The organism is Deltaproteobacteria bacterium, assembly GCA_016709225.1.
GTDB lineage: Bacteria > Myxococcota_A > Polyangia > Nannocystales > Nannocystaceae > Xiheibacterium > Xiheibacterium phototrophicum.
The window spans coordinates 1,367,026-1,382,064 of the sequence record JADJEE010000002.1; the positions used below are offsets into that span (position 1 = coordinate 1,367,026).

The following is a 15,039-nucleotide window of genomic DNA, read 5'->3' on the forward strand; positions in this document are numbered from 1 at the left end:
GGCGCCATGCGCCCTCCCACGCCCCGCGTCCGCCCCTCTTGGTCGAGGCCGCTCGCGGCGCTTGCCCTGTCGCTGCTCGTCGGCGGCTGCATGACCGGTGACGGCATGCAGACCAAGCTGCGCGATGCGTCGACCGACTACAACAAGGCCCTGCGCTGGCGTGACATCGATCGCGCCGCCGAGTTCTTGCCGGCCGAGTCGCAGCAGGCATTCCTCGCTGCGCACGAGGAGTACGCCGAGGATCTGGTCGTGGTCGACTACGAGCTCACGCGGCTCGACCTCGACAAGGCCACCGGCGTGGCGGCCTCGCGCGCGCAGATCTGGTGGCACGCCGACGACAGCACGGTGGTCGAGCACACCATGGTCGATCAGCTGTGGCAGTTCCACGAGGGCAAGTTCGTGCTGGTCGACGAGCGCCGCGCGAGCGGTGAGCGGCTGGGCCTGTTCGCGGAGTTCGTCGAGGACGACCATCCCTGGTTGCCGGGGCTGCTGCCCTACCGCAAGGCCCACCACATCGGCGAGGACAACAAGAAGGGTCGACGCCCGAACAGCAAGGCCACGGCGAGCAAGCGCAAGCCCGCCGCCCCGCCGCCGGGCTGGGGCCCCCATCGCGGCGTCTCGATGCCCGACGACGACCCGCCGTTGCCCGGCGACGACGGCATCTCGATGCGCTGACGGGCTCGCACGCGCCCGCCCGATGGCGACGCACCAAGCGGGCGCACCGTCCCCGACGATGGGTCGAGACGCTGATTGCGTCGGCCCGCTCACGCTTTCGCGAGCCCCGCCCCTTCGCGCCCACGGTCGATGGATCGCAGGCGCGATCCCGGCGTACGCTGACGTCCGCGTGGATCGTGGGCGTGCCGATCGATCGTTCTCCAGCGGATTGAGGGTCGCCAGTCGCGGCGATCTCATCGCAGAGGTGCACGCCAAGGCGCGGCGGCGCGTGATCAAGCGCGCCGCCCAGCTGACCGCACTCGCCGCTGCGCTGCTCGCCGCCGGTGTCACGCTGAAGATCGTCGGCGAGCGACGCACCCGCGCGGCCGCGCTGGCGACCGCGCGCGAGCACGCCAGCAAAGGTGACGCCGCGGAGCTCCGCCTTGCCGGCGACGTGCTCGACGCCGCGATCGCACGCGACCGGCAGAGCCCCGTCGCCGAGGCCGAGCGCGCGGTGCTGCGGGCCCACCTGTGGCTCGAGTTCGGCGAGCGCAGGGACCTCGCCGAGGCCGCCATCGCCGAGGCCCCCGCCGACGCCGAGCCCACCCGACTCGCGCAGGCGATCCTCGCCTTCGGCGATGCCGATCGCGAGGGTGCCGCGGCGATTCTCGCAGAGCTCGACGGCAGTCAGGATCCGCTGGTGCGCACCGAGGCGACCTGGCTCGCCGGCCAGCTCGCGATCTCCAACCATCCCGACGACGACGACGAGCTGGAGCGCGCGCTCGCAGCGGTCGACGCCGCGCTCGGAGAGAGCGCCGCCAACGCTGCGCTTCGCCGGGTGCGAGCGCGGCTGCTGCTGCAGCTCGACCGACCCACCGAGGCGCTCGGTGAGCTGGAGCGTGCGCGCGAGCTGGCACGCGCGCACCTGGGCCTGGCCGCCGACGAGGCGCTGTTCAACGCGCTGCTCGGCCGCGAGGCCGCGGGCGTCGCGAGCGTGGCCGACCAGCTGCTCGAGGTCGGTGAGGCGCTGCCGCTGCGCGACCGCCACAACACACTGTTGGCGCGCGCCGTCGTGCACGTGCGCGCCGGTGAGCTCGACGAGGGGCTCACGCGGCTCGAGGAGGCCCGCGAGGGCATCCCGCGCTGGGATCGCCTGGCCGTACGGCTCGCGATCGACACCGCGCTCGAGGCCGGGGCCGCCGATGCCGCCGACGCATGGCTCGATGGCGCCGACCTGCCCGCCGACGAGATCGCGATCGATCGCGCGTGGATGACCTACGTGCGCGGCGACGTCATGACCGCGCTCGAGCAGCTCGCGAAGCTGCCGCAGGAGCAACCCCGCGTGGCGTACGTCCAGGCGCTCGCGCTGGTCGAGCAGCGACGTTTCGCGGAGGCCGAGCCGTGGATCCGCCGCGTCGACGAGCTGCTCCCAGGCCGCATCGAGATCGAGGTCGCACGGGCGCGCGTCGAGCTGCGGACCGGCGACAAGACCGTCGCGCTGCGCAAGCTGCAGGCACTCGCGGAGGAGGAGCCGTACTCCCCACGCGCCTGGACCGGGCTGGGCGAGGCGTTGCTGCTGCAGGACGGCGAGGTCGATCTGCGCAAGGCCAAGCAGGCGCTCGAACGCGCCGTCGAGCGCGAACCGCTGCCGGCCGAGGCCATGTTGCTGCTGGCGGAGATCGCCGATCGCCGGCGCGCGCGCGACCCCGCGGGCATGACCGCGGCCGAGCAACTGCTGCAGCGCGCAGTCGAGACCGCGCCGACGCTGCCGCGCTACCGCGAGCGACAGGTCCAGCTGTGGGCCGACACCGGCCAGGAGCGCCGCGCGTTCGCGGCCGCGACCGAGCTGGTCGAGGTTCCCGGCGTCACCGCCGACACGCTGGTGCGCTACGTCGATCTCGCGGCCGCGCTGGGCGAGCGCGACGTCGATGCCGAGGCGGTGCTCGAGCGCGCACGGGCCCTGGGCGCCGCACCGAACGCGATCGCGCGCGCACGGGCACGCATGTTGCTGGTCGGCAGCGACAAGGACGACGTCGTCGAGGCGCAGCGATCGCTCGCCGCGATCGTGCAGCAGGACCCGGTCGACATCGACGCGCGGGTGCTGCTGGCCGAGACCTACGTCCGGCAGTTCGATCGCAAGGCCGCCGAGCTGGTGGTGCGCCGCGGCTTCCCGCCGACCCCGGACGCGCAGCAGGGCCGGCTGTTCTTCGCATGGGCGTCGATCGAAGCCCGCATGGGCAAGCCCAAGGTCGCCGCGCCGCGGGCCCGCTCCGCGTTCGTCCGCCTGCTCGACGAGAACCGACCAGCCCCCGAGCTGTTGGTCGCAGGGGAGCTCGCGGCGCGCCTGTGGGTGCGCCAGGACAACGAGCGCATCGCGATGACGATCACCGATCAGCTCACCGAGCGGCTGCCGTGGTCGGCCGAGGCGTGGACGATCCGCGCCAAGACCGAGCTCGGCGTCGGCGAGGCCGCCGCGGCCCGCACCAGCGCCGATCGGGCCATCGCGCTCGACCCCGACAGCGCCCGCGCGCACGAAATCCGTGGCCACTGCCTGCTGCGCTTCGGACAGAAGGACAAGGCGCGCGCCGCCTACGAGCGCGCGGTCGAGCTGGCCAAGGGCACCCGCGCCGAGAAGGACTACCGCGAGAACCTGCGCCGACTGTAGCGCGACGCGGTCAGCCGGCGGCGTGGGCGTGCACGGCCGCGACCAACTCGCGATGCCCTGGCGTGCGCGCGCCTGCGTACTGCTGGACGATGCGCCCCTGCGGGTCGAGGAGCAGCACCGTCGGCAGGCTCGCCGCCTGCAGTCGCGCCGCGAACGCGCCCTGGGGATCCCAGCCCAGCACGAACGGCGGTGACTGATCCTGCCAGCCGTCGTGATCGAGCGAGACCAGCACGACCACCAACCGCTCGCCCAGCTCTCGCTGCAGCGCCGCGTAGTCCGACTCGACCGCGTCGTCGCGGTGCGCCGCGTCGACCACCTCGACCACCACCAGCTTGCCGCGCAGCTCGACGAGCGGCAGCACGCCACCTTGCGCGAGCGGAACGTTGCCCTCGAGCAGCGCGCCGGTGTCGTGGCGACTGGGTGGCAACGTCGAGGCCGGCGACGCCGCGCCGCTCGGCGCGGTCGTGGGCCCCTGCTGCGGACCGCAGGCAAGCGCGACGACGACGGCGGCGACGCCCCACGGTGGCGTGCAACGACTCATCCGCCGTGGACCACGTCGACCAGGTGCTGCACCACCGCGGGATCGGTGTGGCGAGAAATGCCGTGCCCGAGGTTGAAGATGTGCGCGCGCGCCTGGGTGCCCGCCGCGAGGATGCGTCGGGCCTTGTCGGCCACCAGCTCCGGCGGCCCCAGCAGCGTCATCGGGTCGAGGTTGCCCTGCACGACGCGGTCGCGACCGACCACCTCGATCGCCTCCGCCATCCCGATCGACCAGTCGATCCCGACCACGTCGGCACCCAGCTCCGCGACCTCGCGCAGCAGGCTCGCGTTGCCACGCACGAACAAGATGATCGGGACCCCGAGCGGCTTGCACTCCTGCACCAGCCGGCGCAGGTGCGGCAACACGTGCACGCGGTAGTCATCGGGCGCGAACGCGGCGCCCCAGCTCTCGAAGATCTGCAGGGCGTCGGCGCCGGCGGCGACCTGACCGGCGAGGTACTCGACCAGCAGCGTGGTGATGCGCTCGAGCATGCGAGCGAACGTCGCCGGCTCGCAGAACGCCATCGCCTTGGTGTGCTCGAATTCGCGTGAACCGCCGCCCTCGATCATGTAGCTCGCGGTGGTCATCGGCGCGCCGCAGAAGCCGATGAGCGGCACCCGATCGGCGAGCGCCGCCTTGCAGGCGCGCACCGCGTCGAACACGTAGCCGAGATGGTCACCGGCGCGGCCCCACCGCAGCGCGTCGAGCTCGGCCGCCGTGCGCACCGGGGTCGCGATCTGCGGCGCGGGATTGAAGCTGACGGGGACGCCAATGGCGTCGAACACGACGAGGATGTCCGAGAAGAGGATCGCGGCGTCGAAGCCGAAGCGATCGATCGGTTGCAGCGTCACCTCGGCGCACAGCTCGGGCGTGCGACACAGCTCCTCGAAGCTGACCTTGGCGCGCACGGCCCGGTACTCGGGGAGATAGCGTCCGGCCTGGCGCATCACCCAGATCGGCGTGCGCTCGGGTCGTTCACCGCGACAGGCCTGCAGGAAGCTGTGGTCTCGCGCCATCGATCCCCGGACTATACCGCGGGCCCCGCCAGCGCACGCGAGCGGCTGCGCCGCCAGTGGGCGCGGCCATCGTCGGCGGTGTAGACTCCAGAGCGATGAGGCCATGGGGCCTGCTGTTCGCGGTCGTGACCGCTGCTGTGGTCGGCGACGCCTGCCTGATCGACCTCACCCACTCACGCGCGTGTGGTGACGGCACCACCGATCGCCTCGCGGGCGAGGAGTGCGATCCCGCGGACCCCGACTCGTACGTCGAGGCCTGCGTCGGCACCAACCGACCCAGCGGCGTCGCGGCCTGCGATCCGGTCGAGTGCACCATCATCAACGACGAGGCCCAGTGCGCCTACTGTGGCGACGGCATCATCGACGTCGCCGCCGGCGAGGAGTGCGACGGCAACAACATCGGCACCCCGTGTTGGGGCGAGGGCCAGCCGACCTGCACCTCGACGTGCAAGCTCGACGTGTCGACCTGCGATTCGTGCGGCAACGGCATCGTCGAACCCGGCGAAGAGTGCGACGAGATCTCGCACGGCGGCGACATCGTGAACCCGCGGCCGTGCGCGGGCGCCAACTTCGGCCAGCCCAACCAGGTCGAGCCGTTGCGCTCGCCGTACCAGAACCTGCCGTACACCTCGGGCTCGGCGGTGCGCTGCCTCGACAACTGCACCTACGACCGCACCAGCTGCGGCTACTGCGGGAACTACAACCAGGACGGGCCGCTGCGGGTGTCGATCTTCGACGAGACCGTCAGCCTCGCGGAGGTCTGCGACGGAGAAGACTTCGACGACGCCTTCCTCGACGAGCAGTATCCCTTCTGCTCGCAAGAAGGGGTGCAGGCCAACGTGCTGTGCCGATCCGACTGCTTGGGCGTGACGCCGCGCGAGGGCCCGCCGTGCTGCCTGCCCAAGGGCGCACCCTGTGCGACCGACGGCGCCGCCCTGCGCTGCTGCTACGAGTACGCGCATCCCGGCGAGGACGCGTGTTTGCCAGTGCTGCTGCCGCCCGGTGGCAACGGTGACAGCGGCGGCATCGATGCCGACCTCTGCCGCTGACGCAGACCCGCCGCTCGCCCCCCGCGTCATCCGTCCCCGACCGGGTGCTGCGACGGCGCCGCCCTGCTACCCTGGTGCTTCGGGCGTGGTCGCCCTGGGGGGCTCGATGCGTGGACATGTCGCGATGGCAATGGCGCTGGCGGGAACCGCCTGCGGTCGCACCGGCTTCGAGTTCGGTCAGCTACCCGGCGCCAGTGGTGGTGCCAGTGCCAGCGACAGCGACGGGCCCGGCGTCGAGGACAGCCGCGGTGGCGACGACGACGACGAGGTCTCTGACAGCGCTGCCTTCGTGCCGCCTTCGCCCGACTTCCCACCCGAGGCGCGCACGTGTGGCAACGGCATCGTCGAACCGGGCGAGCTCTGCTATCTGCCGAGCATCGAGTACCCCTCGCGCATCGATCCCTGCGCGCTCGCGCTCGCCGACCTCGATCTCGACGGACACGTCGATGTGGTGGTGCCGAACTCGGACTTCGATCACGTCGAGACCCCGAACAACGTCGCATCGGTCCTGCGCGGCGACGGCCACGGCGGTCTCGGTGCACCCGAGGCGTGGATGGCCGGCGGCGACGTGCCGGTCGGGATCACGGTCGGCGACTTCGACGGCGACACAGTGCCCGACCTCGCCGTGACCAACGCCTACGTCGCCAACCTCAACATCCTGATGGCATCGTCGCCCGCGAGCTACGACGACCCGACGCCGTACGCGGTCGGTGACACCCCGGTGATGTCGGCCGCGGGCGACATCGACCGCGACGGCGACCTCGACCTCGCGGTCACGAACAGCGGCAGCGGACAGATCCGGATCCTGCGCAATCTCGGCAACGGCAAGTTCGAGATCGCGGTCGACTACGACTCGCCCGGCACCCCGTGGGAGGTCATCCTCGACGACCTCTCCGGTGACGGCGTGCTCGACATGGCGGTCGCAGCTTCGGAGGGCGCGCAGGTGTTCATCTGGCTCGGCGTCGGCGACGGCACCTTCGTGCCCGCAGGCAGCCTCGCGACCGGCGACGGCACGCTCGGCGTGATCGCAGTCGACCTCGACGACAACGGCTGGCTCGACCTGGTGGCCAGCAACTCGTGGGTCTCGACGATGACGGTGTACATGGCCGACGGCGCCGGCAACTTCGCACCGCATGCCAACGTCGCGGTCGGCACCCAACCCCGATCCCTTGCCGCCGGCGACTTCGACAGCGACGGTCTCCTCGATGTCGCGACCGCCGACGAGACCGACAACGCGGTGCTCGTCACGCTGGGCGACGGCAGCGGCAACCTGACGCCGTCGGCCAACTATCCCGTCGGCCTGCTGCCCTCGTCGGTCCGCGCGGGCGACCTGAACGAGGATGGCGTGCCGGACCTCGTGACCAGCAACCAGCTGTCGAACACGGTCGGCGTGCTGCTCTCGAACCCATGAACCGCGACGTCGGAGCATGTCGCACCCTCGGTCTTCGATCCGTGCGATCGCACCCGGAGAGGTTTGCACCGGCCCTGAATCTCGCTGCGTCGCGGCCGTCGTGAGACCCTACCTGCACACCACCATGCGCGCCTCGCTGCTCGTCTCCCTCGTCCTCGCCTCGACCCCCTGCCTCGCGTTTGCGGGCGACGGCGATCATCACCACGGTGGCCATCACGGCGGCCATCACGGCGGCCATGGTGGCGGCGGCGGGACCGGAGGCGGTGGTGGTGGTGGTGGTGGTGGCCAAGCGGTAGCCACGGTCTCGGGTGCCGGTCAGCGCCTGTCGTTCAGCTTCGGCGGCCGCGTGCGACTGCAGGGCAACAAGGCCACCGGTGACTTCGCGCTGGTCGCCCACCCGCTCGCGCCGCAGGGCACGACGATCTCGGTGGCGTGTCGGTACAAGAAGTTCGATCAGGTGACGATCACGGGCAACAGCGCCGTGTTCCGCGGACGGGGCAAGTGCACGCGTCTGTTGAACACCGGTGCGCTCGAGAGCTTCGACTCGGTCAACGTGTTCCAGATCGTCGACAACCCCGACGGCGACGCCATCGACGTGAACTTCGAGGGGCCGACGGGCATCGCGGTGCCCGGCGGCGCGCTCGAGTTCGGCGACTTCACGGTCACGCCCGCAGCCTGAGCCGACCGCGCTACTGGCAGCTGCCGGGGTTGTAGTCCGGGCACGGCACCGAGCAGGCGTCGCGACGACACACGTTGACCGCCGATGCCGCCGCGATCGCGCTGGCCGAGAGCCCACCGCAGCAGGGGTCGATGCACAGCCCCGAGATGCCGCAGTTCGCCAGGCAGGCCGCCGCCGCCGGACAGCCCTCGAGTGCCTCGCACGCCGCCGCGTCGTCGGCACAATCGCCGTCCTCCTCGGTGACGCAGCTCGGGCACTCGTTGCACATCAGCTCGTCACAGCTGGGGCCGACGTCCGTCGTCGAGCCCGCACTGACGTCACCGCTGCTGGAGTCGGCGGCCGTCTCGCCCTCGCTGGTGACCGACTGCGAGCTGGTACCGTCGTCGGCGACGCCCGAGTCGCCGCTGCTGCCATCGCTCGAGCTGCCACCCTGGGGCGTCGCGCAGACGCCCGCGATGCAAACCAAGGGCATCAGGCACGCGTCGTGATCGCAGGTGCACGACGCCTGCCCCGGCTCGCAGCCCGCGGGCACGCAGACCGCCGGGCCCGCGGCGCACTCGAGGCCGGCGTCGCAGGTGCCGTTGCCGTAGCACGCGCACCCGACCCCGCCGGCGACGCACTCCTGGGTCGACGTGGTCGTGCCCGGGCCGGTGACGTCGGGTGGCTCGACGAAGCAGGCCGCCCCGCCAAGGAGCAGGCACGAGATCGCCAGGCGGATTCGCGACAACGTCATCACATCAACCGTGGGCGCGCGCACAGGACAACGCGCTGCCTTCGAACGTTCCCGGATGCCACAACCATACGCATCGACCGCGGCGTTCGATTCACAAGGGCCCAAGTGCGCTCACCGTGGTAGGTGCCGCAGTCTACACGTCCCACACCTCGGCACGGGCGAGAATCAAGCAACGATCGGCAATCGCACGATCGCCTCGCAACCGCGCGCATCGCCACGGTTCCGGAGCACCACCGACCCGCCGTGGGACTCCGCGATTTGGCGGCTGAGGGCGAGCCCGATGCCGCTGCCGCCGGGCTTGGTGCTGAAGAACGGCACGAACACGTTGGCGCTGTTGGCGAGCCCGAGACCGTCGTCGACGACCCGCAGGCACAGCTCCCGCGCGGTCCACGTCCACGCCACGCGAACCCCGGCACCCGGGACCTCGCCTGCGGCGTCGACCGCATTGGCGAGCAAGTTGAGGAGCAGCTGCTCGAGCTGATCGGGATCGGCCTCGAGCTCACCGTCGGCGCATGCCTCGATGGTGACGCCTTCGTGCAGGCCCGCCACCCGCGCGACCAGCTCGCCCACGCGCAGCCGCTCGCGGCGCGGTGTCGGCAGCCGCGCGAGCCGGGCATAGCTCGCCATGAAGCGCCGCAACGACTCGGCGCGGGCTTCGATGAGTGCGAGCCCGCCACCCAGATCCGACTCGTAGTCTTCGGGCCGCGGCTCGCGTCGGGCGAGCGATCGCAGGCTCGCCGCCACCGAAGCGATCGGGGTCAGCGAATTGTTGATCTCGTGGCTGAGCACGCGCACGAGCTTTCGCCACGCCTCGAGCTCCTCCTGCCGCAGCACGCGGCTCAGATCCGACACCACCACCAGCACGTGGGGACGTCCGTGCTGGCGGAAGTCGCTGCGACGCAGCTCGCCGCGACCGACCGCGCCCGGGAACGCGAGCTCGACCGTGCGTGGAGCTGGGCCCTCGAGGAACTCGGCGAGCCCGAGCGACTCGGCGGTGCGGGCCTCGATACGCTCTCGCGACAGGCCCAACCACCGCTCACCGGTGCGATTGACCAACCGCAACGCGCGGGCGTCGTCGAACGCGAACACCGCGACCTCGATCTCGGCCATGACCTTGCGCAGCAGGGCGTTGGCCTCGAGTGCACCGAGCCGCTGCTCACCGAGCGTGTCCGCCAACGCGTTGGCCTCGGCCATCACCAGCGACCAGTCGTCGTCGCCGTGGGACAGCGCCGAGCGCAGTGTGAAGTCGCCGCGACGCAGGCCACCCAGCAGGTTCGCGAGCACTCGCAGCGGTCGCCGCACGGCCCGTAGCAGCAGGATGACGGCCGCACCCGAGAGCATCGCTGCGGCCAGCACGGCCGCGAGCCGCACGGCGGGCGACCCACCCGGGCGCCAAGCCAGCACCACCGCGGCCACCAGCGGAGCCGCCACGATCGCGAGCGCGCGTACGGCCACATGACGGCCGTAGCCCGCACGCTCCCGCATCATGGCGACAGTCCATGCCGATGCAGGCGGCGATACAGGGCGCTCCTCGACAGCCCCAGCGCGACCGCGGCGTGACTGACGTTGCCCGCGTGTCGCTCGAGCGCACGGCGGATGAGCAGCGCCTCGGCGTCGTCCAACGTCATGCCCTCGAACCCCGCCGGGTCACGCACCTCGGCGGGGTACAACCCGAAGTCGACCGCCTCGAGGCGGGGGCCCTCGGCCAGCAACACCGCCCGCTCGACCGCGTGCTCGAGCTCGCGGACGTTGCCTGGCCAGCGATGCTCCCGCAGAGATCGCTCGGCACCGGTCGAGCAGCCCTCGACGTGCTTGCGGTAGCGCGTGCCCATGCGGGCGATGAAGTGCTGCGCGAGCACGGGGATGTCCTCGAGGCGGTCGCGCAGCGGCGGCACGGCGATTTCGACGGTGTTGAGGCGGTACAGCAGGTCCTCGCGGAAGCGGCCCGCACGGACCTCCGCGCGCAAGTCGGCGTTGGTCGCCGCCATCACGCGCACGTCGACCTTGCGCACCCGCGACGATCCCACCGGGTGGAACTCGCCGGTCTGCAGCACGCGCAGCAGCTTGCCCTGTTGCGACAGCGGCATGTTGCCGATCTCGTCGAGCAGCAAGGTGCCGCCGTCGGCGAGCTCGAAGCAGCCGAGCCGGGCAGCCTTTGCGTCCGTGAACGCACCGCGCACGTGGCCGAAGAGCTCGCTCTCGAACACGCCGTCGGGCAGCCCGCCAGCGTTGATCACGATGAGCGGCCGGGCGGCCCGCGCCGAGGCCCGATGCAGCGCGCGCGCGATGAGCTCCTTGCCGGTGCCATGCTCGCCGCTGATCAGCACACTGGCGTCCGAAGGTGCGACCCGCTCGATGAGGCGCAGCACCGGCGACATCGCGCGGCTGCGTGCGATGAGTTCGTCCACGCCGTCGTCACGCAGGCGCGAGTTCTCGTGCTCGAGCCTTCGCGCGTGCCGCAGGACGCGACCGACCTCGGATTGCGTGCGCAGCACCGACACCAGGCGATCGTTGTTCCACGGCTTCTCGACGTAGTCGCGGGCGCCGGCGCGCACGGCCGCGACCGCCCCGTCGACGCTGCCCCACGCCGTCATCACCACCACCGGCAAGGTGGTGTCGACCGCGAGGATCTGATGCAGGAGATCGATGCCCTCGTCGCCGGAGGTGGTGTCGCGCGAGTAGTTGAGATCGACGAGCGCGACGTCGAACTCGCGATCGCGCGCGGCCGCGAGCGCGTTGGCGGGCGAGCTCGCAGTCTCGACCACGTAGCCCTCCGACTTCAGCAGCAGTCGCAGGGCGTCGAGGACATCGGGCTGATCATCGGCGACCAGCACTCGCGTGGGCGCAGAGACGTCGGTGGACAACTCGCTCAATCTACGGCAGCTCGAATCCATCTGGGCCCCTTGGGGACGGTTCGCGCGCCTGTTCGGCTGCGGAATCCTCGTCCCACCTGCGGACACGGGATGACGCCACGGGGTTTCGCGGGCCGCTGCAATTGCCTGCGAGCCGGCCGCGTGCGCTGCGGGCACGCTTCTTGCGAGCCGCGCCACTTCCGTGGCGCGCGACGAACTCGACCCACCGGACGCTGCTGCGGCCGGCCCCACCTGCGAACCCCTGCTCCGGCTCGACGGCGTGGGCAAGGTCTACGTCAGTGAGGACATGGAGACCCACGCGCTGCGCAAGGTCTACCTCACGATCGGGCGTGGGGAGTTCGTCGCGATCTCCGGGCCATCGGGCTCCGGCAAGACCACGCTGTTGTCGCTGCTCGGACTGCTCGACCGCCCCAGCACCGGCACGATGCACTTCGGCGAGCACGACGTGAGCGCGCTCGATGCCGCCGCGCGTGCGGGCCTACGCAACCGCGACATCGGCTTCATCTTCCAGGGCTTCAACCTCATCGCCGACCTCACGGTGCAGGAGAACGTCGAGCTGCCGCTGGTCTACCGCGGCACGCCGGCACGACGCCGTCGTGCGCGCGTGCTCGAGGTGCTCGACCGACTCGAGCTCGCCGACCGCCGTGGGTACCTCCCCAGTCAGCTCTCGGGCGGTCAGCAACAGCGGGTCGCGGTCGCGCGAGCGATCGCCGGCGCGCCGCGCCTGCTGCTCGCCGACGAACCGACCGGCAACCTCGACTCCACCAACGCCGAAGGCGTGCTCGAGCTGTTGCGAGAGCTTCACCGCGGCGGCTCGACCGTGTGCATCGTGACCCACGACCCCCGCCACACCCGTTGGGCCGAACGCGTCGTGCGACTGTTCGATGGTCGCGTGGTCGGAGAGGACGCGACCTGGGCGGCATGATCCACCTCTGGAACGACCTGCGACTCGCCGCACGCGAGCTGCGACGACGACCACGGGTGTCGCTCGCGATGCTCGCGACGCTGTCGCTCGCGATCGGCCTCACGGTCGCGACCTACTCGATCGTTCGCGCGCTGGTGCTGGGCGACGCTCCCGTGCGAGACCCCGACCAGGTCTGGGCGCTCTACACGGTCGACGACGTCAACCCGGGGCACATGCCGGTGTCGGACCCGACCGCGTTCGACGTCGCACAGCAGCTCGCGAACGAGCAGCTCGGCGAGCTCACGCTGCTGGCGGGCGTCACCGCGACCGTGCAGACACCCGCCGGCACCGAGCCGCGCCGCACGGTGATTGCGACCTCGAACTACTTCGAGGTGCTGGGGCTGCAACCGCAGCTCGGCCGCTTCTTCGACGCGGTCGATCACGGCGCGCCAGTGCTCGAGGTCGTGCTCAGCGACCGCACCTGGCGCGAGGCTTTCGAGGGCGACCCGCTCGTGCTCGGGCGCTCGCTCACGGTCGAAGACCGCGCGCTCACCATCATCGGCGTGGCCCCGCCGGGCTTCGTCGGCACGACGATGCTCGAGGCGGAGCTGTTCCTGCCCTACGCGGCCCACTCGGAGGTACTGCCGTCGCTGCCATGGTTCGGCCACCGCCGCTTCCTCGCCTTCGACGCGCTGGTGCGCCTCGCACCGGGGGTCACGCCGGAGCAGCTCCACACCCGCGTGGCGGCGATCGCCGAGACCATCGCCCAGGCGCACCCCGATGAGGTCGGTCGTCGGCGCCTTCGCGCGGTCCCCCTCGCCCACGCGCTGCTTGGTCCCGACGCACGCGGTGCGCTCGTGCTGGCGGCCGGCATCGGGATGACGGCGGCGGGCTTCGTGCTGTTGGTCGCCTGCGCCAACGCGGCCAGCCTGCTGATCACCCGCGCGTCGCCGCTGCGCACCGAGCTCGCGCTGCGTGGTGCACTCGGTGCGACCCCGTGGCGGTTGTTCCGCCAGGTGGTCTCGACCGCGTCGCTGTTGGCTGCGGGCGCGGGCGCGGTGGGCCTGTGCCTGGCGCCGTGGATCCGCGACCTGCTGTGGTGGCTGAGACCCCCGATGCTCTGGGGCATGTCACTGCGACCGGCGCTCGACCCCGGCGTGCTGTGGTTCGCGATCGCGATCTCGGCCGCGACCGCGTTGAGCTTCGGTCTACTGCCGGCGATCGGCGCGGCACGGGTCGATCTCGCGAGCCCGCTGCGACATCACGCGAGCCACGGACAAGCCACGCACCGCGGGCTCCGTGCCACGCTGGTGGTGTTCCAGATCGCGGTGTCGTTCACGGCGTTGCTCGGTGCGGCGCTGTTCGTCCGCGGCGCCGCGCGGGCCCTCGCGATCGACCCCGGCTTCGCGGTGCACGAGCTCGCGGCGATCGAGATCGATGCCGGTGGGGCCGACGGCCGCCCGAGCGACGACCTCGCGCAGCTGCAGCAACGCCTCGCCGCCGTCCGTGCGCAACCTGGCGTGGTCGAGGCCGAGCTGGCGACTGCGCTCCCGTTCGGCGCCAACGAGTTTCGGCGCACCGTCTCGACCGATCCGGCGGGCAACCGGCCGGCGCCACCGCCACGGCTGGTGACGACCGCGGCCGTGGGTCCTCGCGTGTTCGCGACGCTTGGCCTCGCCCTGCTCGAGGGGCGGAACTTCGCCGCATCGGATGGCTTCGACGCCGAGCGCGTTGCGATCGTGAACCAGGCCTTCGTCGAAGCCTGGTGGCCCGAGGGTGACCCCTGCGATCGTCGACTCCACCTCGCGGGCGTCGAAACACCGCTGCGAGTCGTCGGCGTGGTCGCGACCAGCAAGTGGATGGCGCTCGACGAACCGGATCTCCCGGTGCTGTGGCTGCCGCTGGTGCAGTGGCCACAGCCGTCGCTGCAGCTGGTCGCGCGTGGCCCCGACGCCGAGCAGACCCTCACCAGCCTTCGCGCCGCGTTCGAGCAGGACCTCGGGCACGCGACCATGTCGCGGCCACGCACGTTGACGACCGACGTCGAGGCGACACTCGGGGGCATGCACGCCGCCGCGCGGCTGCTGGGTCTGTTCGGCGCGGTCGCGATCGCGCTGGCGATCGTCGGCATGCACGCGGTGATGACCGACGCCGTCCGGCAACAGACCCGCGAGCTCGGCATCCGCATGGCGCTCGGAGCCACGCCGGCGGTCGTGCGCACGATGGTGATGCGCGAGGCGTTGGGCCTCGCGTTGGTCGGCAACGCGGTCGGCATCGTGCTCGGTCTCGGCCTGCAGCACCTGCTCGCCGAGCACCTCTACGAGGTGCCCGCCGGCGACGTGTTCGCGTTCGGAGGCGTCGCCGCGCTGGTGACGATGGCCGCGATGCTCGCGACGTGGTTGCCCGCGCGGGCCGCAACCCGCATCGAACCCGCGCGCGCGATCGATCGCGGGTAGTCGCCACGCCGTGGCGAATCGGGGCACACGCCGCCCTCGCACCCGAGACGTTGGCATG

The 15,039-nt window shown here is 71.6% G+C and carries 12 protein-coding genes; 7 read left to right on the forward strand and 5 right to left on the reverse strand.

Annotation, left to right across the window (positions count from 1 at the left end):
* Nucleotides 1-6: 6 nt before the first annotated feature.
* Nucleotides 7-675, forward strand: a complete 669-nt coding sequence (locus IPH07_19920; protein MBK6919672.1) for a hypothetical protein — start codon at nt 7-9, stop codon at nt 673-675.
* Between the two features lie 169 nt (nt 676-844).
* Nucleotides 845-3,319 (forward strand): tetratricopeptide repeat protein, encoded by a 2,475-nt coding sequence (locus IPH07_19925; GenBank protein ID MBK6919673.1) that lies wholly within the window; start codon nt 845-847, stop codon nt 3,317-3,319.
* A 10-nt stretch (nt 3,320-3,329) separates the two neighbouring features.
* Here IPH07_19925 and IPH07_19930 read toward each other — a convergent pair whose 3' ends face one another.
* Both IPH07_19930 and hemE read right to left on the reverse strand, forming a co-directional pair.
* On the reverse strand, nt 3,330-3,860 hold the full coding sequence (locus tag IPH07_19930) for a hypothetical protein (GenBank protein ID MBK6919674.1): 531 nt from the start codon (nt 3,858-3,860) through the stop codon (nt 3,330-3,332).
* Nucleotides 3,857-4,981, reverse strand: coding sequence for a uroporphyrinogen decarboxylase (hemE, locus tag IPH07_19935; protein MBK6919675.1), 1,125 nt, complete (start codon nt 4,979-4,981; stop codon nt 3,857-3,859). Before hemE ends, IPH07_19930 begins: the two co-directional genes overlap by 4 nt.
* Here hemE and IPH07_19940 point away from each other — a divergent pair.
* The 3 genes from IPH07_19940 to IPH07_19950 all read left to right on the forward strand — a co-directional run bounded on the left by IPH07_19940 (nt 4,972) and on the right by IPH07_19950 (nt 8,015).
* Nucleotides 4,972-5,925, forward strand: coding sequence for a hypothetical protein (locus tag IPH07_19940; protein MBK6919676.1), 954 nt, complete (start codon nt 4,972-4,974; stop codon nt 5,923-5,925). The genes hemE and IPH07_19940 overlap by 10 nt on opposite strands.
* Nucleotides 5,926-6,049: 124 nt before the next feature.
* Nucleotides 6,050-7,336, forward strand: a complete 1,287-nt coding sequence (locus IPH07_19945; protein ID MBK6919677.1) for a VCBS repeat-containing protein — start codon at nt 6,050-6,052, stop codon at nt 7,334-7,336.
* Nucleotides 7,337-7,460: 124 nt separating this feature from the next.
* Entirely contained in the window at nt 7,461-8,015 is a 555-nt protein-coding gene (locus IPH07_19950; protein MBK6919678.1) for a hypothetical protein, read from the forward strand.
* Between the two features lie 10 nt (nt 8,016-8,025).
* Here IPH07_19950 and IPH07_19955 read toward each other — a convergent pair whose 3' ends face one another.
* The 3 genes from IPH07_19955 to IPH07_19965 form a co-directional block, all read right to left on the reverse strand.
* On the reverse strand, nt 8,026-8,748 hold the full coding sequence (locus IPH07_19955) for a hypothetical protein (protein ID MBK6919679.1): 723 nt from the start codon (nt 8,746-8,748) through the stop codon (nt 8,026-8,028).
* A gap of 165 nt (nt 8,749-8,913) precedes the next feature.
* Complete coding sequence (locus IPH07_19960; GenBank protein MBK6919680.1) at nt 8,914-10,236, reverse strand: PAS domain-containing sensor histidine kinase; 1,323 nt, start codon at nt 10,234-10,236, stop codon at nt 8,914-8,916.
* The gene (locus tag IPH07_19965; GenBank protein ID MBK6919681.1) at nt 10,233-11,642 is read right to left on the reverse strand and encodes a sigma-54-dependent Fis family transcriptional regulator; all 1,410 of its coding nucleotides are present in this window, start codon (nt 11,640-11,642) and stop codon (nt 10,233-10,235) included. The genes IPH07_19960 and IPH07_19965 overlap by 4 nt, the downstream gene beginning before the upstream one ends.
* Before the next feature lie 265 nt (nt 11,643-11,907).
* Here IPH07_19965 and IPH07_19970 point away from each other — a divergent pair, with 265 nt between their 5' ends.
* The gene (locus IPH07_19970; GenBank protein MBK6919682.1) at nt 11,908-12,546 is read left to right on the forward strand and encodes an ABC transporter ATP-binding protein; all 639 of its coding nucleotides are present in this window, start codon (nt 11,908-11,910) and stop codon (nt 12,544-12,546) included.
* Nucleotides 12,543-14,981, forward strand: a complete 2,439-nt coding sequence (locus IPH07_19975) for an ABC transporter permease (GenBank protein MBK6919683.1) — start codon at nt 12,543-12,545, stop codon at nt 14,979-14,981. The genes IPH07_19970 and IPH07_19975 overlap by 4 nt, the downstream gene beginning before the upstream one ends.
* Nucleotides 14,982-15,039 lie beyond the last annotated feature (58 nt).